We start from the raw sequence: 21357 nt of genomic DNA on the forward strand, positions 1-21357 counted from the left end.
AGTATTACGGCGGCTGCACTCAACAATGCTTCAACCACCAACATTACTGTCAGCAACAGTAACGGTGTTCTAACCATCACCGATTACAACGCCGCCACCGGTGAGGTCACTTACAGCTACGATCCAAACGGAACATCAAAGGATCATAGTAGTGGTGAGGTCGTCGACAGCTTGGCTGTGATTGTCACGGACAGCGACGGCAGCACAGCAAACGGCACGCTGGATATTTTAATTACCGATACCGCACCGGTTGCCAATGCCGACACAGACACAACCGATGCCGATACCAATGCAACGGGTAATGTGAGAACCGATGTCGGCGGGGCCGATGTCGATGGTGCCGATGCCGCAGAAATTACGGGCGTTGTGGCGGGTACGCAAACAGGCGATATTACTGGTGGTGTAAACACCCCAATTGCCGGCAGCTTAGGTTCACTCACGATTCAAGCGGACGGTTCCTACACTTATACCCCAGGCGCGGGTGCAGCCGCCTTGGCCGAAGGTGCAACCGCGACGGACACCTTTAGCTACACCTTAAAAGATAACGATGGCAGTTTCTCAACCACCACCGTAACGATCACTGTGACCGGAACGACCGATGGTGCACCAACCGTAACCATCATCGACAACAACGCTGGCGCCACCGGTGACGAAAGTGTTGTTGAAGATGGCACACTCACTGGAAACACCTTTACGATTGCAGCACCGGACGGTTTGGGTTCACTCAGCATTGCGGGTCAAAGTATTACGGCGGCTGCACTCAACAATGCTTCAACAACCAACATTGCCATCAATGCGCCAGAAGGCGTGTTGACCATTACCGACTTTAACGCTTCAACAGGTGAGGTCACTTACAACTACGATCCAAACGGAACATCGAAGGATCATAGTAGTGGTGAGGTCGTCGACAGCTTGGCTGTGATTGTCACGGACAGTGATGGCACTACAGCAAACGGTACGCTGGATATTTTAATTACTGATACCGGACCAACAGCGAATGCTGATACTGAGACAACAGGGGAATCAACCCCGATCACTATCGACGTGCTCAACAACGATGATTTTGGCGCTGATGGTGCAGCTGGACTCAATGCGGGCGTTGTCTCGGCAACTGTAGATGCGGCTCAAGGCTCCGTTTCAATTGCTTCAAATGGAGAATTACAGTTTACGCCGGCTTCGGGGTTCACGGGTACTGCGACGGTGGCTTACACGATTCGTGATGGCGATGGAACGGAATCGAGCAGTACGGTTGAAGTCAATGTTATTGGTGTGAGCAGTGTCAGTAATGCAAATGCAGAAGAAGGTGAGGTGCTTGAACACACCGTAACCCTCACTGCTGCGACCACAGCAGATACCCTTATATCGTTTACGATTGGCGATGCAGCGGACAGTGCTGATGCATCCGATTACGATGCAGCCTCGTTGGTGTTCAGTAATGGGGTAACTTATGACGCTAGTAATAATCAAATTACAATTCCTGCAGGCGTGACAAGCTTTACCGTAACCGTGCCAAGCACCGAAGATCGCGATGTGGAATCTGATGAATCCTATACCTTGAATGTCGGGCAGGTTTCAGGAACAGGGACCATCGAAAATGAAGACGCTGATGTGATTATGGCGCCTACCACCCAGGTTTTGGATCCTCAGGATATCGGTTTGCAATCCTCCTACTTCGGTTATAACGACAATCGAACCGGCAGCAATTCGGATCCTCTGTTTAGTTCAAACGGTCAATTTCGTTGGCACAGCGATGATGGTATTGCGGGTGATGCCGGTGGCAATAACAATCGACTGGATCGAGTAATTGATGCCATTACCGTTATTGAGGGTCGGAATAATGACAGCAATTTAGTGGGTAGCGGGAATGCGGGCAGCGCGGCTGCGGCCGATGCTACTTTCATAGCAAATCGAGTCGAGTTTGGTTTCAGTTCCCCAGGTTCCAACTCAGTGGCTTTTGGTAATAGCTTGGGGACTAACCCCCATTTTGATGCCGGGGACACAATAAGCTCTGGAAACTTCAACGCCTTCCTGGCCGGAAATGCCTCCAATGTTACTGTGACAACCGGGGTAGCTCGCACTCGCAGCGCTGTTGTGAGAATGGTGGGGTATATTCATTTGCCTGCTGGTGATTACGATATTCGGATCAGGGCCGATGACGGGTATCGTGTTCTTCTGGACGGGCTCAACGCGGCCGAGGTAAATCATAACCAGGGGCCAACGACAGATGTGTATTCCGGTAATAGTGTCAGCGGTGGTTTGGTTCCGATCGAAGTGATTTATTGGGACCAGGGTGGTGCGGCGGTATTTCGTATCGAAATCAAACCCAATGGCTCCCCGAATTCATCTTATCAAACACTGGATACAGATGACTTTTTGATGTTGACGCCCGATCAAGCTGCCAACCTTCCCGACGATGCCAGTTTTTCACAGGATGCCAGTGGCAACTGGGTAGTGAGCTCAGGTTCCACTCATACGGGTGATGCAAACGATGAGGACATTACCGGTACCGCTTTTGCCGATACCATCATCGGCGGTGCAGGCGAAGATATTATGTTTGGTGGTGCTGGAGCGGATACATTTGTCTTCCGAAGTCAGGATGTTTCTGGCTCCAATGGTATTGATGTCGAACAGGATATTATCCGTGATTTTAATGCCAGTGAAGATATTCTGGATTTAAGCGATCTATTGAATACGGCGGAAAATTCTGGAAACCTGGATGGCTATCTGCATTTTGAATTGGATGCCGCTACGGGTGATATTCTTGTGCATATCAATGTTGAAGGTGATTCCAGTGCAAATACTCTCGAGACCAATAAAGTCGATCATGTGATTCGTATCGAAAATCCCGATGCAGCAGTCTTTACCGGAACGGATCAGCAAATCATCGACAACCTTTTAAACAACGGTGCGTTGGATACCTTGCTTTAGTGTTGAGGGTTTACCTTGGCGGGACGGGAGGGTATGTATCGCCTTGCTTTTGCTTTTTCTTGGGCCTTGCTACAATCTCGTCACCCTTTGAACCGCTGTGAAGAGCCCTATGTTAGATAAAAAACTCCTATCCATTCTGGTCTGCCCTGTTAGTAAAGGTCCGCTAGTGTATCGTGAAGAAGATCAGGAGCTGATTTGCTACGCCAGCGGCCTGGCTTACCCTGTACGTGATGGCATTCCCGTCATGTTGGAAGGGGAAGCTCGCGAGCTAAGCCTGGAAGAGCGCGAAGCTGGCAATAAACAGTAATTCTGCCAATTACGGCACAGCATAAGGAAACCAGAAACATGGCAGAAGAATCCATCTTTACCAAGATCATTAATGGCGATATTCCTTCGGATATTCTGTATGAGGATGATGACTGCATCTGCATTAAAGATATTTCGCCGCAAGCCCCCGTCCATGTATTGTTGATTCCACGCAAGCCGATCCCTCGATTGGTCGATGCCACGGCTGAAGACCAAGCCTTGTTAGGTCGTTTGATGTTGCGTACCGGAGATATTGCCCGTCAGCTCGGTATTGATGAGGCATTTCGCTTGGTTGTGAACAATGGTGCTGGGGCAGGGCAAACAGTTTTCCACCTTCATCTTCATTTGTTGGCCGGGAAAGAATTTACTGAAGGCGGTCTGGGTTTTTAATAGTCGTTCTCAATAGTGCGATGCCCATTTCTGGTATCGCACTCCTGTATCTTAAAAGTGCACCTTTTTGGTGCTTTTACCATCGCTCCAGTCGGTGGTAAGCCCCCCAATTTCCTGGCTTTCCGCGTTTTTAATACCCGTGTAATAGTCGACAAATGACGCTATAATTGCGGCCTTTTGACTACTATACATCCAGCTGGCCGCTGGATCCTATTGAACTGTGGAACGCCAAATGATGAAGAGCGCTGAAATACGCCAAGCATTTCTCAATTTTTTCCAATCCAAACAGCACCAAATTGTTGCGAGTAGCTCCTTGGTGCCTGGAAATGACCCAACCTTATTGTTCACTAATGCCGGAATGGTGCAATTTAAGGATGTTTTTCTTGGTGATGATCAGCGTAACTACAGCCGAGCAACCAGTTCACAGCGTTGTGTGCGCGCCGGTGGTAAACATAACGATCTGGAAAATGTGGGTTACACCGCTCGCCACCATACCTTTTTTGAGATGCTAGGTAACTTCAGCTTTGGCGACTATTTCAAGCGTGATGCGATCAGCTTTGCCTGGGAGTTTCTGACTTCGAAAGAGTGGTTGGGCATTCCCCAAGACAAACTGATGGTGACGGTGTACCAGGAAGATGATGAAGCATTTGATCTCTGGCACAAGGAGATGGGCGTGCCGGTCGAGAAAATTGTTCGCATTGGCGACAAGGGCGGCCGCTACCAATCGGATAATTTTTGGTCGATGGGCGATACCGGTCCTTGTGGCCCTTGTACTGAAATCTTTTATGATCACGGTGAAGGTATCTGGGGTGGCCCTCCGGGTAGCCCGGAGGAAGATGGCGACCGCTTTATCGAAATCTGGAACGTGGTTTTCATGCAGTTCAATCGCAGTGCCGATGGCACAATGACACCTCTGCCCAAGCCTTCCGTGGATACAGGTATGGGACTGGAACGTATTGCAGCAGTTATGCAAAACGTCCACAGCAATTATGAAATTGATCTGTTTCAATACCTTTTGCAGGCAACCGCAAATGCAACCCATACCGACGATATGGAAAACAAATCCCTGCGGGTGATTGCGGACCATATTCGTTCCTGCGCCTTTTTGATTGTGGATGGCGTTATTCCTTCCAATGAGGGGCGTGGTTATGTCTTGCGTCGTATAATTCGTCGCGCCATTCGTCATGGTCACAAGCTTGGACAGAAGCAAGCTTTCTTCCACAGCCTGGTACAGGCTCTAGTGGATCAAATGGGCGATGCCTACCCCGAGCTGAAACAACAGCAAGCGCAAATTGAAAAAGTGCTGCTTACGGAAGAACAGCAGTTTGAGAAAACGCTGGATAAAGGCATGGCGGTTCTTGAATCAGAGTTGTCTGATTTGACTTCGAAAGAAATTCCTGGCCAATTGGTTTTTGCCCTTTACGACACTTACGGTTTCCCGGTTGATCTCACTAATGATATCGCTCGCGAAAGGGAGATGAGTATCGACCTGGATGGTTATGAAACCTTGATGGAGCAGCAGCGCCAACGAGCACGCGCCGCGGGCTCTTTCAAAGTGGATTACAACGACAGTTTGACCATTGAGGGTGATACCGAGTTTACGGGTTACGGTGCTCTGGATGGGGCGAGCAAAGTCGTGGCGTTGTTTAAAGACGGTGAGGCTCTTGAGCAGTTACAAGCCGGGGACCGAGGTATTGTTGTACTTGATGCAACCCCTTTTTATGCCGAGTCGGGTGGTCAGGTGGGTGATCAGGGAGAGTTGCTCGTCAAGGGGGCTCGCTTCGTTGTTGAGGACTGTGCAAAGCAGGGTAATAACCATTTGCATATTGGTGAGCTGCTTGAAGGTAGCCTGTCGCTGGGTGATTCCGTCGATGCTACTGTGACTCCCGGAACACGCCAATCAACCACGCTAAACCACTCGGCAACGCATTTACTGCATGCCGCTCTACGCAAAGTATTAGGTGAGCATGTCACACAGAAAGGTTCTTTGGTTGACGCCGAGCGTTTGCGTTTTGATTTCTCGCATTTTGAAGCGGTTACTCCTGCTGAATTGAAAGCCATCGAAGCCATGGTGAATGAGCAAATTCGAGCGAACACCCAGGTTCAAACGGATGTTTGCGATATGGAAACGGCTAAAAACAAAGGCGCTATGGCCTTGTTTGGTGAAAAGTACGGCGACACTGTGCGCGTGTTGTCCATGGGAACGGAACAGTTTTCTGTCGAACTGTGTGGCGGTACTCATGTCGAACGTACGGGCGATATTGGCTTGTTCCGCATCACCTCTGAATCTGGCATTGCCGCTGGCGTGCGCCGTATCGAGGCGCTCACTGGTGAGGCCGCCATGCGGAATCTCGACGAGCAACAAACTCAGTTGCAGGACGCTGCCAAATTACTGAAGAGTAAGCCGGAAGAGCTGGTGAGCAAATTACAAGGATTGCTGGAGCAGCAAAAAAACCTGGAAAAAGACCTGAAAGCCGCGAAAGCGAAGCTGGCGAGTGCCGCTAGTGGCGATATGCTGAGTAAAGCGGTTGAGATTCAGGGGATTAAGGTCTTGGCTGTCCAGTTGAATGATGTGGAGCCCAAATCTCTGCGGGACAGTGTTGATCAGTTTAAGAATAAGCTGGGCAGCTCGATCATTATGGTCGCTGTGGTCGAGGGTGAAAAGATCTCCCTGGTTGCGGGGGTAAGCAAAGATTTGACTGATCGATTCAAAGCTGGGGACCTCATGAAACACGTTGCAAATCAGGTCGGTGGTAAGGGCGGTGGTCGCCCGGATATGGCTCAAGGCGGCGGCGATCAGCCTGAAAATCTGGATGCAGCTCTGGCTTCCGTGAATGCTTGGGTAGAAGAGAAAATTTAACGATAAAATTGTTTTAAAAGCGACCACTAAACTGGTTAACTTTTGCCAATTTTTAGTGTTTAATGGCCCGCTTTTGAAAAAGTAAGACAACCATAGCAAGCCGCTAAAAGCGGTAAGAAATAGCATAATTATGAGTTTAATTGTTCAGAAATATGGCGGTACCTCGGTGGGCTCGGTTGAGCGCATTAAGGCGGTGGCGGAAAAGGTCGCCAAATTCCGTCAGCAGGGCGACGATATCGTCGTGGTTGTCTCCGCTATGAGTGGAGAAACCAATCGACTGATTTCCCTGGCCCAAGAGATGCAGGAATCCCCAGACCCCCGGGAAATGGATGTTCTGGTTTCCACTGGCGAGCAGGTGACTATTGCCTTACTGTGCATGGCGCTGAAAAGTCTTGGTTGGGAAGCTCGATCGTATACGGGTGCTCAAGTGAAAATTACCACTGACAGTGCCCATACCAAGGCGCGGATTATGGATATCGATGAGGCGCCTATGCGTGCCGACCTCGATGCGGGTCGGGTAGTGGTGGTCGCTGGTTTCCAGGGCGTAGATGAGAATGGTTCTATTACCACCCTTGGGCGGGGAGGATCGGATACCACGGGAGTGGCATTGGCAGCGGCCTTAAAAGCGGATGAGTGTCAGATCTATACCGACGTTGATGGTGTCTATACCACAGACCCGCGGGTTGTCGATGGTGCTCGTCGTTTGAGCCGAATTACCTTTGAAGAAATGCTGGAAATGGCCAGTCTGGGCTCAAAGGTATTGCAAATCAGGGCGGTAGAATTTGCTGGTAAATACAATGTGCCACTGCGTGTGCTGCACAGCTTCCAGGAAGGCCCAGGAACATTAATTACTCTAGATGAGGAAGATAACGATATGGAGCAGCCCGTTGTTGCTGGTATTGCCTTTAACCGTGATGAGGCGAAATTGACGGTGCGTGGTGTGCCCGATATCCCAGGTGCCGCTTCCAAGTTATTGGCCCCCATTGGTGAAGCGAATATTGAAGTCGATGTTATCGTGCAAAATGTGGCGGCTGATGGCACCACAGATTTGACTTTTACTGTGCATCGTAATGATATGGATAAAGCTGCCGCTATCCTGCGTGAAGTCGCTGAATCCTTGCAGGCAAAAGAAGTGACATTTGACGACAAAATCGCTAAGGTATCTATAGTGGGAGTGGGCATGAGATCCCACGCCGGTGTGGCCTCCCTGATGTTTAATACCCTTGCAAATGAAGGGATTAACATCCAAATGATCACGACGTCTGAAATCAAAATTTCGGTGATCATTGAAGAGCGTTATTTAGAGCTTGCAGTGCGCAGTTTGCACTCAGCCTTTGATCTGGATAAAGAGCCAGAGGAAGAATGAGGATAGCTATGGATTTGTGAGTTTCTCGTGACAGCTGAACTTACAGTCCATCGCATAATCGAATTATAAAAGACCGCTCCGGGATATACTCGAGTTAACGAAAGCTCTGGAGAACCCCGGAACACAAGGTATGTGAGCCGTGTGGCGGTCAAAAGAATCATAGCGATGTAAAATCGAAGTGGTAAGGCCTGCCGGCAAATAACAGGAGAATCAAGATGTTAATTTTAACTCGCCGTATTGGTGAAACCTTGATGGTAGGTGACGATGTAACCGTCACTGTACTGGGTGTCAAGGGGAACCAGGTGCGAATAGGTGTGAATGCACCCAAAGAGGTAGCGGTACACCGTGAAGAGATCTACCAAAGAATCCAGCGCGAAAAGCAGGAGCCCAACGGGAACGTATCCTAGGGCGGAGCCAAGCGCTTATGCCTGGGCATGGATACTGGGTGTAAAAGATCTCTACAAAAGCGGGATAGGATCCCGCTTTTGCATTTCTGGGTCTAAATTTTTTAGAAAAAAATCAAAGTAAGTCTATGATTTCGTAAGGATTGTGGTATTATGCCGCCCTCGTTTGGAGAGGTGGCCGAGTGGCCGAAGGCGCTCCCCTGCTAAGGGAGTATACCCTAATCCGGTATCGAGGGTTCGAATCCCTCCCTCTCCGCCATATACAAAAAAACCCCAGTGCTTAGGTGCTGGGGTTTTTTTGTATATGGCGAGTAAGGGCTGTCGAAATTCACTTGATTCGAGTCATGCGGCGGGATTTTGGGAGTGACAGTGACGAGCTTGAATCAAAAGACGCTTCAATACTTTCTGTATCAGTGCTTCTCAGGTAAGACCAAAATGACCCTAAAGTCATTCACGTTGGTGTAGGTCGGCCCGCACAGCAATAGCCCACCAAAGCGTTTAAAAAAGCCATAGCTGTCATTGTTCTGAAGGTATTGCTGGGCTTCGGTTTTATTCTGAGCGAGCGTCTGAGGGCCGATTAGGGCGCCTGCATTGTCGCCACAGCCATCAATCCCATCGGTGTCAGCAGCCAAACCATAGATTCCGCTCTGGCCATCAAGGGCCAAGGCCAGGGCAAGCGCGTATTCGGTATTGGGGCCACCGCGCCCGTTGCCTTGGACATCCACTGTTGCTTCTCCGCCTGACAAAATCAGTTGAGGCTTTTGTGGGCGGCAAGCGGCGATGTTCAATGCCACCTGTGCATGTTCTCGAGCTAGATCTTGGGCGTCATCTTCCAGTTCGGAGCCGAGGTAATGCAGTTCAATATGAGAATGCTCTAGCTGGAATATTTGAGTAAATTCAGCAAAAGCCTGAGCAGGGCTGAGTAGAATATCGAAGTGGTTGTCAGCGAAACATGGATCGCCGGGTTTGGGGGTTTCGTTATGAGCATTGGACAAGTACTTCGCTACGCTGTCAGGAAGTTCGATGTTGAAGCGTTTCAAGATATCCAGAGCCTGAGCCTGGTGGCTTGGATCAGCGACAGTGGGGCCGGATGCAATGACATCGGCTTTGTCCCCCACCACATCCGATATCGCATATGTGTTCACTGTGGCAGGGTAGGCCAGTTTGGCCAACTGCCCGCCTTTTACATAGGAAATGTGTTTGCGTACACAGTTAATGTCTTCGATATTTGCACCGCTTAGCAGGAGTGCCTGACAAATGTGTCGTTTTTCTTCTGGCGCGATTCCACTCGCGGGATAACTGAATAACGAAGAGCCGCCACCGGAAAGCAGGCAGATTAATTGATCGTCTTTTTGCAAGCGTTGCGTTGCGTTGATGATGCTTTGAGCTGCGACCAATGAGCCTTGGTCGGGAAGTGGGTGAGCGGCAAAAAAAGTACGAAAGTGTTGGCAGTTGTTGTGTTCCCCTTGGCGGCAAAGCAATATTCCTTGCGCAGGAAACTCGCCATCAAAGCGTTTTAGTAGCTGTGTCTCACAGGCCTCTGCCAGTTGTACGGCGGCTTTCCCTATAGCGAGAATCAGTGTCTTTCCATGAGTTGAAATTGGCAGCTGAGGCAGGCGGTCCTCAAGCTGGCAACCTTGAATAAAACGGTTGAACAGTGATTCCAAAAAAAGGTCGGTTTGATCCATAAGAGCGAATACATTGGTCGAGGTGAGTGACCAATGTACCACAGATTACAGAAACCCTTGTGATTCGGCGTGACGAGTTAGGCGATGGCTAATCAATTTTTTAAAAGGACCAATGTGTGATGCCAACCCCAGTGCAGTTTTGCGTAGAATTTTAGCGCTTTGTCGTTCATCGTTGAACAGTTTTACGATCAAGTTGGTTGCCTCATAGATGGGCTTGGCCATCAGTTGGTGTTCGAGTGCATAGGATTTTAACACCCGTGGGTGAGCAATATTTCGCTGGTGTTTCTGAGCACGCTTAATATGTTTGGATAATATCTGGGCCGAGTGCAAACCCAAATTGAATCCATGTGCAGTGACGGGGTGCATGCCCACAGCGGCATCGCCTACTAATGCAAAACTTGACGACACAAAGTGATCGGCATAACTGCCAATTAATGGGTAGAAATAACGCTCTGAAGCCAAGGTCATATTACCGAGGCGTCCGTTGAGCATATTCATTGCGACATGGGTGAACGCTTGGGCATCCAGCTGCCGAAGCTCTTGCGCTTTTGCAGCATTCACGGTAATTACAATAGACGATTCATTTGGTCCTAGAGGCAGAATTGCGCAGGTATGGCCGTAATGAAAACACTCTTGAGCCGTGTGTTGATGATCCACTTCGTGTCGCATATTGCAAACTATCATTGTGCGGCCATAGTCTTTCATGCGTGCACCAATGCCCATCATTTTTCGGGTGCTGGAAAAACGACTGTCGGCAGCAACCAACAGACGACAACTCAATGTATTGTTTTCTGGGAGAATAAGTTGCACGCCATGCGATTGGGGCTCGACGGATTGCAATTCGGTGTTGGTGAACAGCTCAATGTTGCCTGAAGTGGATGCTTGTTCGAAAAGGCTTTTTCGCAAACGATGATTGGCAATTAAATAGCCCAGAGGTTCATCGGTAGGGTGTGGCTGTCGAAATTCCAATGCCAGGGGGGAGTGGCCATTTTCTACTCTGGCTTCGTTCAGAGGGTGAATGTGCTGTTCTTCGATGCGTGACCAAGCGCCCATGCCTTGCAATAGCTCTTTGGATGCATGATTCAGCGCGATGTCCCGACCATCCATTTGAGGTTGTGCCAATTGCTCGTGACTGAGAGTGTCAATGAGTGTAATTTTCAAACCGGTATCAGCCAGCATGCAGGCGAGGCTAAGGCCCGTAGGCCCGGCGCCCACAATGGCTATATCCGATTGCGGTGTGGCTCGTGAGTGTGTGCTCATGATTTGCCTTATGAGTGGCATTGGAGAGGAAAGACAGTAGCACAAGCTGTTGCTCCCGGAGCTGACCGGAATCAAAAGAATCGGCGTTGTTACTTCAGTGGAGAGAATGAGAGGCGCAAGTTTATGTATTGTATAAAGCGAGGTTTATGGAGTTGTGTGCTGAGTGTAATGCGATGGAAAATGAAGTGGGCCAGCGAGCGCTAGCCCGAATCCTTTCCCTAAAACCCGATCCAATCCTAATCCCTGATCGTTATGATCTTCCCTGCAGCCTTCCTTGTGTACGCTTCCCTTAACCCTGCTTGGTTGTCTGTGGGCTTCCTAGCCACATTTGCCCGCTGGCTTCACTGCCGGCTGCAAACGCATGTGAATTGTAGGGGCTTGGGGCGAGTTGATGCAAGCGTCATTGGTCGCTATAGGCTAGCGAAATGGAATGGTTTTTAAAGCCAAAATTTAATGGAAAAGAACCAGTTTCCAATTAAGGTTAGTGCAGGGTTCGCTTCTGATTTGAATTCGATTCGGTATGTTGAGCGCGACTCGCAGCCTCAGCTTTGGGGGGCACAGTTGGTTTTGTTGATGGTGCAGCGTGTTGGTTCTGATCCAAACTCATCTTGAGTCGACGTACCAGACCATTCATCACTTCAAGGGTTTGAGCAAGTTGGTCCAAGGCCATCAGTGTGGCTTCGCGTTGACTGTTTTTGTCGTTGCTCATACTGAATTCCTTGCATTGAACGGTCGTGAAGTAAAAAGATAAGTGGCTCGGCTTAATGCCGGAGCCACTGTCTGATTGATCAGTCCCAGGAGAGGGCGCCGGCCTGCTGGTACTCGGTGACTTTGGTTTCAAAGAAATTTTTCTCTTTGCGCAGGTCCATGATTTCGCTCATCCATGGGAATGGGTTTTCAATGCCTTTCCACAATTCTTTCAGGCCCAACTGGGTCAAGCGTCGATTGCCAATAAACTTGAGGTATTGCTCAATCATGTTGGCATTCATACCCAATACGCCGCGTGGAATCATATCGCGAGCGAATTCGCATTCCAGCATAACGGCTTCAGCAATCAGGCGAGTTGAAAGATCCTGCATGTCTTGGTCCCACAAATGTGGGTTTTCGATTTTGATCTGGTTGATCAGATCGATACCGAAGTTCAGGTGCATGGATTCGTCACGTAAAATATATTGGAACTGTTCGGCAACGCCCGTCATTTTATTTTGACGACCCATTTGCAGAATGGCCGCGAAACCACAGTAGAAGAAAATACCTTCAGCTCCGACGTAGTAGCTGATCAGGTTTTTCAAAAACTCTTTGTCAGCTTCTGGAGTACCGGTGGCAAAGTCAGGTTTGTTAATGACTTCAGTGTGCTTCAGGCTCCAGGCGGCTTTACGGGCAACGGAGGGCTGTTCACGGTACATGTTCCAAATTTCACCGTCATCCATTGCCAAGGATTCGATGCAGTACTGGTAGGCATGGGCGTGGATCAGTTCTTCACGGAATTGTAGGCCGATGTAGAAGCGACACTCTGGTGCGGTAATGTGCTTGTAGATCGACAGCAACAGATTATTGGCGACCACGGTGTCGGCGGTGGCAAAATAACCGAGACCCATTTTTACAATACGGCGCTCATCTTCGCTCAGACCGTTCGGGTCTTTCCACAATGCCAAATCGGCCGCCATAGAAATTTCCTGGGGCATCCAGTGGTTTTGCGAACCGTCCAGGTATTTTTGCCAGGCCCAATCGTATTTGATGGGGACAACCTGATTGACATCGCTGGTGGCGTTGATGATGCGCTTATCTTCGGCGCGCACACGAGCACCCGTCATCTCGAGATCTTTTAAACCGGCAGTAATTTCGTCGGCATCAAGATCGACACCGTTAAAAATATCGCTGGCTGCTGAAACCGTATTGCCGGCAGGGGGTTCAGTAACTGCAGGTGCTGCAGTACTGGGGGCCGCAGGTGCGGCTACGGTCGGATTAGTTGGCGTGTTGGCGTCTTCGCTGTAATCATCCCAACTTAACATAGAGTGATCCTTTAATGCTTGTATGTGCTCGTGTGGTCTTGTGTAAATGCGATCTTTTATATAGCGCTTGAGCTCTAAATCAGCCAATGGTGGTCATTGTTTCTTGTCGAACACAATGATCGCTGCGCTTGAAAGGTCTTGGGTAGGGGCCTTACGGCCCCTACCCAGACGCTCTCCCCCAAAACTTATTGGCAAGCCTCGCAATCTGGATCGTCCAGGGAGCAGGCTTTTGGTACTTCGGCTGGTCCGGCTGCAGCTGCAGGCTCAGAAACAGCGGCGGAAACCGCATTCATAGTGCCAGTGTCGATGGTGGACTTCTCGGCGCTGGTTGCTGCCAGAGCGCGCAAGTAATAGGTCGTTTTCAATCCGCTGAACCAAGCCATGCGGTAAGTGATATCGAGTTTTTTACCGTTTGCTTCAGCGATATACAGGTTTAAGCTCTGAGCCTGGTCGATCCATTTTTGGCGACGACTAGCCGCTTCAACAATCCAGCGTGGCTCGACTTCAAATGCGGTGGCGTACTTGGCTTTCAGATCGGCCGGGATGCGATCGATCTTCTGTACCGAACCTTCGTAGTATTTCAGATCATTGGTCATCACCTGATCCCAGAGGCCGCGTTCTTTCAGTTCGCGTACCAAGAATGGGTTTACCACAGTAAATTCACCGGACAAGTTCGACTTTACGTACAGGTTCTGATACGTCGGCTCGATTGACTGGGATACGCCGGTAATATTGGCGATGGTTGCAGTGGGTGCAATGGCCATGACGTTAGAGTTGCGCATGCCTTGCGCTTTAATTTTCTGGCGCAGGCCGTCCCAGTCCAAGGTCTGGCTGCGATCCATTTGCAGATATTTTTCGCCACGGTGTTGAGCCAGTAGTTCGATAGAATCGATTGGCAAAGTGCCCTGGCTCCAGAGTGAACCGTCAAATGTGGAGTAAGCACCACGTTCGGTGGCCAGATCACTGGAGGCTGAAATCGCGAAATAGCTGATGGCTTCCATAGAACGGTCTGCAAACTCAACCGCTTCTTTTGAGCCGTAGGCGATGCCTTGCTTGTACAGTGCATCCTGGAAGCCCATCAGGCCTAAACCAACAGGACGGTGACGCATATTGGAAGTGCGCGCCGTTTCCACTGAGTAGTAGTTAATGTCGATCACATTATCCAGCATGCGAACCGCAGTATCGATAGTGCTCTTCAGTTTGTCGGTGTCCAGTTTACCGTCAACAATGTGTTGAGCCAGGTTAACAGAACCCAGGTTACATACGGCAATTTCTTCGTTTGGTTTGGTGTTCAGGGTGATCTCTGTACACAAGTTGGAAGAGTGCACCACCCCAGCGTGTTGCTGAGGGCTGCGCAGGTTACAGCTGTCTTTAAAAGTGATCCATGGGTGGCCGGTTTCAAACAACATGCCCAGCATCTTGCGCCACAGATCTTCCGCTTTTACTTTGCGGAACAGTTTGATTTCACCGCGCTCTGCCATCGCTTCGTATTCGGTGTAACGCTCTTCGAACGCCGTACCGTAAATATCGTGCAGATCGGGTACATCATTTGGTGAGAACAGAGTCCACTCCTGACCTTCAAACACGCGCTTCATAAACAGATCGGGCACCCAGTTGGCGGTGTTCATGTCGTGGGTGCGGCGGCGGTCATCACCGGTATTTTTACGCAGTTCGACAAACTCTTCGATGTCCAAGTGCCAGGTTTCCAGATAAGCACAGACAGCGCCTTTACGCTTGCCACCCTGATTCACCGCTACAGCGGTATCGTTGGCAACTTTCAGGAAAGGAACAACGCCTTGGGATTTACCGTTGGTGCCTTTAATGTAAGCACCCAGTGAGCGAACCGGAGTCCAGTCATTGCCCAGACCACCAGCCCATTTGGATAGCATGGCGTTGTCCTGCATCGCCCCGTAAATACCATGCAGATCATCGGGAACCGAGGTGAGGTAGCAAGAAGAAAGTTGAGGGCGCAGGGTGCCAGCATTAAACAGAGTTGGTGTGGAACTCATGTAGTCAAAGGAAGACAGCAGGCGATAGAACTCAATAGCGCGCTCGTTTTTGTTTTCTTCTTCGACAGCCAGACCCATAGCAACACGCATGAAGAAGATCTGAGGCAGTTCAATGCGAGTGCCTTCCGTATGAATAAAGTAGCGGTCATACAAGGTTTGCAGGCCGAGGTAAGTAAATTGCGCATCGCGACTTGCGTCCAGTGCTTCCCCTAAAAGATCCAAGTCAAAGTCGCGCAGGGTAGGGGACAGCAAATCGAGCTCAATACCTTTGTCGATATAGGCGGGCAGGGCTTTTGCATAGAGTTCAGCCATATCAGCTTGCGTAGCAGATTCGGCGACATTCAGGTAAGACAGAGCTTCGCTGCGCAGTTTGTCCAGAAGCAGGCGAGCTGTGGCGAAGCTGTAATTCGGTTCCTGTTCTACCAGAGTACGGGCGGTGATGACCAGTGAGGTATTAACATCATCCAGAGAAACGCCGTCGTATAGGTTACGCATGGCCTCATCGAGAATGACCTTGGGCTCAACTTCTTCCAGACCAGCGCAGGCATCATTAACGATGGTGCGAATACGGGCGATGTTTAGAGACTCACTCTCGCCCTTGGCATTGATAACGCGAATGGCAGGGTAATCCGGATCAGCTTCTGGTTCGGCCTTGTCACCGCGCAAGCGAGCATGCTCTTCGCGGTACAGCACATAGTCACGGGCAACTTTCTGTTCGCCGGAGCGCATCAGGGCCAGCTCCACCTGATCCTGAATATCTTCAATATGCATCGTGCCACCGGAAGGCATACGACGTTTAAAAGTAGCACTGACTTGATGGGTCAAACTGGAAACGGTTTCGTGGATACGCGAAGACGCAGCTGCAGTGCCGCCTTCAACGGCCAGAAAGGCTTTGGTCATGGCGACAGCAATTTTGCTGTCGTCATAGGGCACAACAGTACCATTGCGTTTGATGACCCGTAATTGTCCTGGGGCCGTCGCCGAAACGGTCGAGCTGCTCGACTCCGTAGGTGCCGGAGCGGCTTGGCTGGATTCGTTTACTGAAGTGTCAGTTTGCATTTAGTTCTCCGCGATAAAGCTGCAAATTCTTGTTTGAAATTCTGGCCATTCTTTTTAGTGTGGGAATGGGCTACCACAGCATAAACTGCCAAAGCTGACTGGCAGCTTACTGTCCAAATTGTCTGGTATTTTTTTGATCGACAGATCAAAACGCTCTGAGTAAAAGCGTGGTTTGGTACCGGGCTGGTGACGGTCGTTCCACGACCATAGAGTTTGAACAACAGAAAAGGTGGCTCTCCAGAACGTCCTGTACTGTCGATTAGCCTGTCCATGTAAGAATAAGCTTGCCAAGCTGTTCATTGATTCTGTACTACCCCTGACCCTTCCATTTGCCAACACACGTGGTGTGCTGTGCGGTTATATGCATTTGCTCTATTGTTTATGCTCACATCGGATACTGATGGTGATCAATATGAATCACGAATGTGGGCACACCTCGGTTTATACCGAGTAAAGCCTTTACGTCTTTCCTTAACGTTGCTAATCCTGGTTATTATTCCGCTAGAGTCGTGTTTCACCAGATCCGAGCTTTCCTTCCGAACTCGTCTCCAGCCCTGATCACAGCGAGGTTTGTGATAATTACACTTGTGCTTTGTAGGGCTATGAAACACTAAAACCCCTACATCTAGGGGCTCAACGATCAATACACACAAGATAATGCGCTTGGCTCTGAAAAGCAATAGAAAGATTTTGGGGGTATGTTGTGGATAAGTTGTGATTTGATGACCGCGTCAGTGATTGCTAATCTCTCGGCCTAAGTAGCCCTAAGGGCTGCCAAGGGGGATGGCTTTATCCCGGGCTGGGGAAAAAATTTATACTTTCTCGGTATGAATTTTTGAAAATTTATAATGAAATCTTTGTTTATTCCAAAGCTGTCATTTGAACAAACATTGGCGCCGATAAACCTGTCGCGAAAGTCCGCGAAACAGCCTTGAATCTTTTAGAGCGTGAAAGCAATACCGTGATCGGCACTGAGTTCAATTGGCAGCTGTTCACCCAATTCGCAATCTATGTGGCTACCAAGTGCCGCTTCGACCGTGCTGCCTGTAGGTAGGCGCAGGGTGTATAGGTTAGCGGTACCGGTAAAGACTTTGTGAATGACTTCTGCTGGTTGGCCCTGATTCTTATTGGAGACAATATCATCCGGACGAAGCAATACATCGACTCGGGTACCACTGGGTTCGTTTAGGTTGCAGGGTACGGGACCCAGTTCCGTATCGATGTGCCCGGAATCATTGATGATGCCGGGCACAAAAGCTCCACGCCCAATAAAATTGGCGACAAAGCGGGTTTGAGGTTGATGGTACAGCTCGTAGGGGCTGGCCCACTGCTCGATTTTCCCTTGGTATACCACACCAATATGATCAGCAAACGCGAAGGCCTCCTCTTGATCATGGGTGACCAGGATGGCGGTGGTGCCTTGTTGCTTTAATATCTCCCGAACTTCCAGGGCAAGTTTTCGCCTCAATTCCACATCAAGATTAGAAAAGGGTTCATCAAGGAGCAACAGCTGGGGCTTCGGTGCCAGAGCTCGGGCCAGAGCAACGCGTTGTTGTTGACCGCCGGACAGCTCATGGGGGTAGCGTTCTGCCAGGCCGTGCAAGCTCACCAGTTCCAGCAGTCGATGCAGTTCGCCATCTTTGTACTGCTGACTTTCCCCGTTTAACCCAAAGCTGATGTTTTCGGCCACGGTCAGGTGGGGGAACAAGGCGTAGTCTTGAAACACCATGCCGATCTCACGTTTTTCCGGTGCCAGACTGTGGCCTGCTGTACTGATCTGTCGACCTGCAAGATTGATCTGACCTTCTGCTAGCGGGTGGAAGCCTGCGATGCTGCGTAAAACTGTGGTTTTGCCGCAGCCACTGGGTCCGAGCAGGCAGGCGATATCACCTTCTTGCATGGCAAATGAAAACCCGTCTACAACGGGTTTGTCGTGATGACCATTATAAAAACAGCGTAATTCGTCAACGTGTAGATGTTTGCTCAAGGTGTGTCCCAAAAGGTGTGGTCGTTTCAACCTGACAGAGGCCGCCGATTATAGACCGATTTTTCTATGGGCTAAACTCGGATGTGTGTGAAGAGGATTGGCAGAGGAGTTGTTGTCCTCTGCCAGGGAAACATTGCTTGCTAGCGTTGTGCCAGAAGGAATTCCATCAATGCTTTTTGAGCGTGTAGGCGGTTTTCAGCTTCATCCCAGACGACGGAGTCTTCGCGGTCAAGAATGGTGTTGCTGACTTCCAGGCCTCGATAGGCGGGCAAACAGTGCATCATCAAGGCGTCGTTGTTGGCCATGCTCATCAACGCTTCATTGACCTGATAGCCGGCGAATGCTTGTTCACGGGCGAGCTTCTCCTCTTCCTGGCCCATGGAAGCCCAAGTGTCGGTGACAACGAGATCGCTGCCTTTTACCGCTTGCTGTGGATCTCGGAACAACTCAACACGTTCCTGATTAGCTTGCATCAGCTCATGATCAGGCTCATAGCCTTCCGGGCAGGCAATGTTCAGCTTGAAATCAAACTGGCGGGCTGCATTGATGTAGGACTGACACATATTATTCCCGTCCCCAATCCAGCTGACGGTTTTGCCACTGATATCACCACGATGCTCCCAGTACGTTTGCATGTCGGCGAGCAACTGGCAGGGATGGTAACTGTCGGTCAGTGCATTAATGACCGGTACCGTCGAATTTTCTGCAAATGTTTCAACCGTTTCATGGCCAAAAGTTCGAATCATCACAATGTCGACCATGCGGGACAACACTCTGGCTGAATCAGCAATGGGTTCTCCGCGGCCGAGCTGAGTATCGTTGGATGACAAAAACAGGGCGCTTCCGCCCAGCTGGGCCATACCAGCCTCAAAGGACACTCGGGTTCGTGTGGATGACTTTTCAAAGATCATTCCCAGGACTTTTCCTGGTAGAGTTTCTTCCGAAACGTCTTGCTTGCGCAGGGCCTTCAATTCCACGGCGCGTTCGATAACTTGCTTTAGCTCAGCTGGGCTAAGATCCAAAAGCGTTAAAAAATGTCTTGGCTTCATGGTGATGTCTCTCCGCTGTGACCTCTACTGGAGGCCACGTACTAATTCGCTGACCGTGCTGATGATTTGCTCGATTTGCGCTTCGTTAATAATAAGGGGCGGTAGCAACCGAACGGTGTTGCCTGCAGTTACATTGATGATCAAACCTTTTTGCCAGGCTTGCTCGACCAGTTGAGTGCAACTTTGATTGAGTTCAATGCCGACCATCAAACCTTTGCCTCGGATGTCTTTGACTCCTTCACAGCCTTTGAGTGATTGCTTGAGTCCCTCAAGCAGCTGTTGGCTTCTGGCATTGACGTTATCGAGTAGACGGTCAGTTCGCAGTTCGGTAACCGTGGCCAGTGCTGTAGCGCAGACCAGAGGATTGCCACCGTAGGTAGAGCCGTGGGTGCCGGCCTGCAGCAGTTCTGCCGCGACACCGGAAGCAAGGCAGGCTCCAATCGGTACACCGTTGCCTAGGCCTTTCGCTGTGGTCAATACATCTGGGCGAATGTCGCTGTGCTGGAAAGCGAAATAGCGACCGGTGCGCGCGTTCCCTGTCTGAATTTCATCGAGCATCAGCAGGCAATCGTGCTGATCACAGACCTGTCGTAGCTGGGACAGATAATCGGCATCGGGTACCCGTACGCCACCTTCACCTTGTACCGGCTCAACCAAAACCGCGACCACATTTCCCTGTTGACATTGCTCCGCAACAGCAGCGGCGTCGTTATAGGGTACATGCTTAAAGCCTTCTACCAGAGGAGCAAAGCCCTGTCTTACCTTAGGATTGCCGGTGGCAGACAGGGTAGCCATGGTACGACCGTGGAAGCTGCCTTCGGTGACGATCACAACAGGGTTCGCAATGTCTTTTTTTCGGGCATACAGTCGCGAGATTTTGATCGCGGCCTCGTTGGCTTCGGCGCCGGAATTGGAAAAGAAGGCCTTTTCCATTCCACTGATATCACAGAGTGCTTGTGCCAGTTTTTGTTGCTTTTCAATATTGAACAGATTTGAAGTGTGCAACAGGGTTTGCGCTTGCTGGGTAATCGCTTGGGTGACCTGGGGGTGACAGTGCCCCAGCCCACACACAGCAATGCCACTGAGGGCATCCAGGTAGGTTTGTCCGGTATCGTCGAAGAGGTAACAGCCTTCGCCCCGGTTTAAACTATGGCTGCGCTCGCCATAGTTATTCATCAAATGTTGGCTCATGGTAGTAACTACTTGCTATGTTGCGCGAATGTTGTTGTTTTCAATGTTATATAAGCTGCCTAAAGCAGAATGACCAGCAATTCGCTGGCCAAGCCCTCCATCATAAAGGAAAGGCTATGTCAGCAAAAGGATTGAAATAACTGGTTTGTAGGGGGAGCTTTCAGGTAGAATACCGCAGCTTAGAGCTGGGGTATTACCCATGACCGTTCGTGCGATCGACCTAGTCCTGATTGGGACTCGCAGAGGGGACTCCAGCCGCATTACAACTAGACAGCGTTAAAAAGGTTAGCCCATGGATATTTTGGATACCATCAAACAGCAAATTGAAGAGAATACCGTACTGCTCTACATGAAGGGCTCTCCGAATGCACCTCAATGCGGATTTTCCATGAGAACCTCTCAGGCCGTTATGGCTTGCGGTCAGCGCTTCGCTTATGTTGATGTGTTGTCGAACCCGGAAATTCGCGAAAACCTGCCAAAGTACGCCCAGTGGCCAACGTTTCCCCAGTTGTGGGTGAATGGTGAGTTGATTGGTGGTTGTGACATCGTCACTGAAATGCACGACAACGGTGAGCTTAAACCCTTGTTGGAAGAAGCGGTTGCAGCTAATGGCGAGGACAGCTGATACGCTTCTATATGCGAGACATAAAGATAAACTGAAAAGCCGGCCATTGCGCCGGCTTTTTTGTTTTTATCAAGTGTCTAACGAATTTTGGTGGTGTTGCCTGATTTAATAATTAGGACTAACTACCAAGGTATTGTTTATCCCTTTTGCTGATGTATGATGTTTGCCTTGTTCATACTGAACAATACAAGAAAGTGCCTGAGGTGCGGGCGCTAATATATGC

At 49.9% G+C, this 21357-nt stretch carries 15 protein-coding genes and 1 tRNA gene; 8 read left to right on the forward strand and 8 right to left on the reverse strand.

Annotated features, from left to right (window positions below; translation table 11 throughout):
* The 7 genes from ABWW03_RS14895 to ABWW03_RS14925 all read left to right on the forward strand — a co-directional run.
* Positions 1-2928: Ig-like domain-containing protein (locus ABWW03_RS14895; RefSeq protein WP_353409500.1), on the forward strand; the 2928-nt coding region annotated here is incomplete at its 5' end.
* A gap of 109 nt (positions 2929-3037) precedes the next feature.
* A complete protein-coding gene (locus tag ABWW03_RS14900) occupies positions 3038-3235 on the forward strand; it encodes a Trm112 family protein (RefSeq protein ID WP_353409502.1) in 198 nt (65 codons plus the stop codon).
* A 38-nt stretch (positions 3236-3273) separates the two neighbouring features.
* Positions 3274-3624, forward strand: coding sequence for a histidine triad nucleotide-binding protein (locus ABWW03_RS14905; protein ID WP_353409504.1), 351 nt, complete (start codon positions 3274-3276; stop codon positions 3622-3624).
* 232 nt (positions 3625-3856) lie between these two features.
* Positions 3857-6484 carry an alanine--tRNA ligase gene (alaS, locus tag ABWW03_RS14910; RefSeq protein WP_353409506.1) on the forward strand — a complete coding sequence of 876 codons (2628 nt, stop codon included), beginning with the start codon at positions 3857-3859 and terminating at the stop codon, positions 6482-6484.
* 130 nt (positions 6485-6614) lie between these two features.
* Positions 6615-7850: an aspartate kinase gene (locus tag ABWW03_RS14915; protein ID WP_353409508.1), complete on the forward strand. Its 1236-nt coding sequence runs from the start codon at positions 6615-6617 to the stop codon at positions 7848-7850.
* 215 nt (positions 7851-8065) lie between these two features.
* On the forward strand, positions 8066-8257 hold the full coding sequence (gene csrA, locus ABWW03_RS14920) for a carbon storage regulator CsrA (protein ID WP_166843460.1): 192 nt from the start codon (positions 8066-8068) through the stop codon (positions 8255-8257).
* 165 nt (positions 8258-8422) lie between these two features.
* Positions 8423-8513 (forward strand) — tRNA-Ser (locus ABWW03_RS14925).
* A gap of 151 nt (positions 8514-8664) precedes the next feature.
* Here the strand turns inward: ABWW03_RS14925 and ABWW03_RS14930 are convergent.
* The 8 genes from ABWW03_RS14930 to ABWW03_RS14965 all read right to left on the reverse strand — a co-directional run bounded on the left by ABWW03_RS14930 (position 8665) and on the right by ABWW03_RS14965 (position 20509).
* Positions 8665-9942: a glycerate kinase type-2 family protein gene (locus ABWW03_RS14930; RefSeq protein ID WP_353409511.1), complete on the reverse strand. Its 1278-nt coding sequence runs from the start codon at positions 9940-9942 to the stop codon at positions 8665-8667.
* A gap of 45 nt (positions 9943-9987) precedes the next feature.
* On the reverse strand, positions 9988-11202 hold the full coding sequence (ubiM, locus tag ABWW03_RS14935; RefSeq protein WP_353409513.1) for a 5-demethoxyubiquinol-8 5-hydroxylase UbiM: 1215 nt from the start codon (positions 11200-11202) through the stop codon (positions 9988-9990).
* A gap of 481 nt (positions 11203-11683) precedes the next feature.
* Positions 11684-11911, reverse strand: coding sequence for a hypothetical protein (locus ABWW03_RS14940; protein ID WP_353409515.1), 228 nt, complete (start codon positions 11909-11911; stop codon positions 11684-11686).
* Between the two features lie 79 nt (positions 11912-11990).
* Positions 11991-13214 (reverse strand): ribonucleotide-diphosphate reductase subunit beta, encoded by a 1224-nt coding sequence (locus tag ABWW03_RS14945; protein ID WP_353409517.1) that lies wholly within the window; start codon positions 13212-13214, stop codon positions 11991-11993.
* Positions 13215-13399: 185 nt separating this feature from the next.
* Positions 13400-16282: a ribonucleoside-diphosphate reductase subunit alpha gene (locus ABWW03_RS14950; protein WP_353409519.1), complete on the reverse strand. Its 2883-nt coding sequence runs from the start codon at positions 16280-16282 to the stop codon at positions 13400-13402.
* 940 nt (positions 16283-17222) lie between these two features.
* A complete protein-coding gene (locus tag ABWW03_RS14955; protein WP_353409521.1) occupies positions 17223-18269 on the reverse strand; it encodes an ABC transporter ATP-binding protein in 1047 nt (348 codons plus the stop codon).
* A 140-nt stretch (positions 18270-18409) separates the two neighbouring features.
* Positions 18410-19318, reverse strand: a complete 909-nt coding sequence (argF, locus tag ABWW03_RS14960) for an ornithine carbamoyltransferase (protein WP_353409523.1) — start codon at positions 19316-19318, stop codon at positions 18410-18412.
* A 24-nt stretch (positions 19319-19342) separates the two neighbouring features.
* Positions 19343-20509 carry an acetylornithine transaminase gene (locus tag ABWW03_RS14965; protein WP_353409525.1) on the reverse strand — a complete coding sequence of 389 codons (1167 nt, stop codon included), beginning with the start codon at positions 20507-20509 and terminating at the stop codon, positions 19343-19345.
* Positions 20510-20801: 292 nt separating this feature from the next.
* Between ABWW03_RS14965 and grxD the strand changes: the two genes are divergently transcribed.
* A complete protein-coding gene (grxD, locus tag ABWW03_RS14970) occupies positions 20802-21134 on the forward strand; it encodes a Grx4 family monothiol glutaredoxin (RefSeq protein ID WP_353409527.1) in 333 nt (110 codons plus the stop codon).
* The last annotated feature ends 223 nt before the right edge of the window (positions 21135-21357 follow it).

It is taken from the genome of Pseudoteredinibacter isoporae (genome assembly GCF_040372805.1).
Lineage (GTDB): Bacteria > Pseudomonadota > Gammaproteobacteria > Pseudomonadales > Cellvibrionaceae > Pseudoteredinibacter > Pseudoteredinibacter isoporae_A.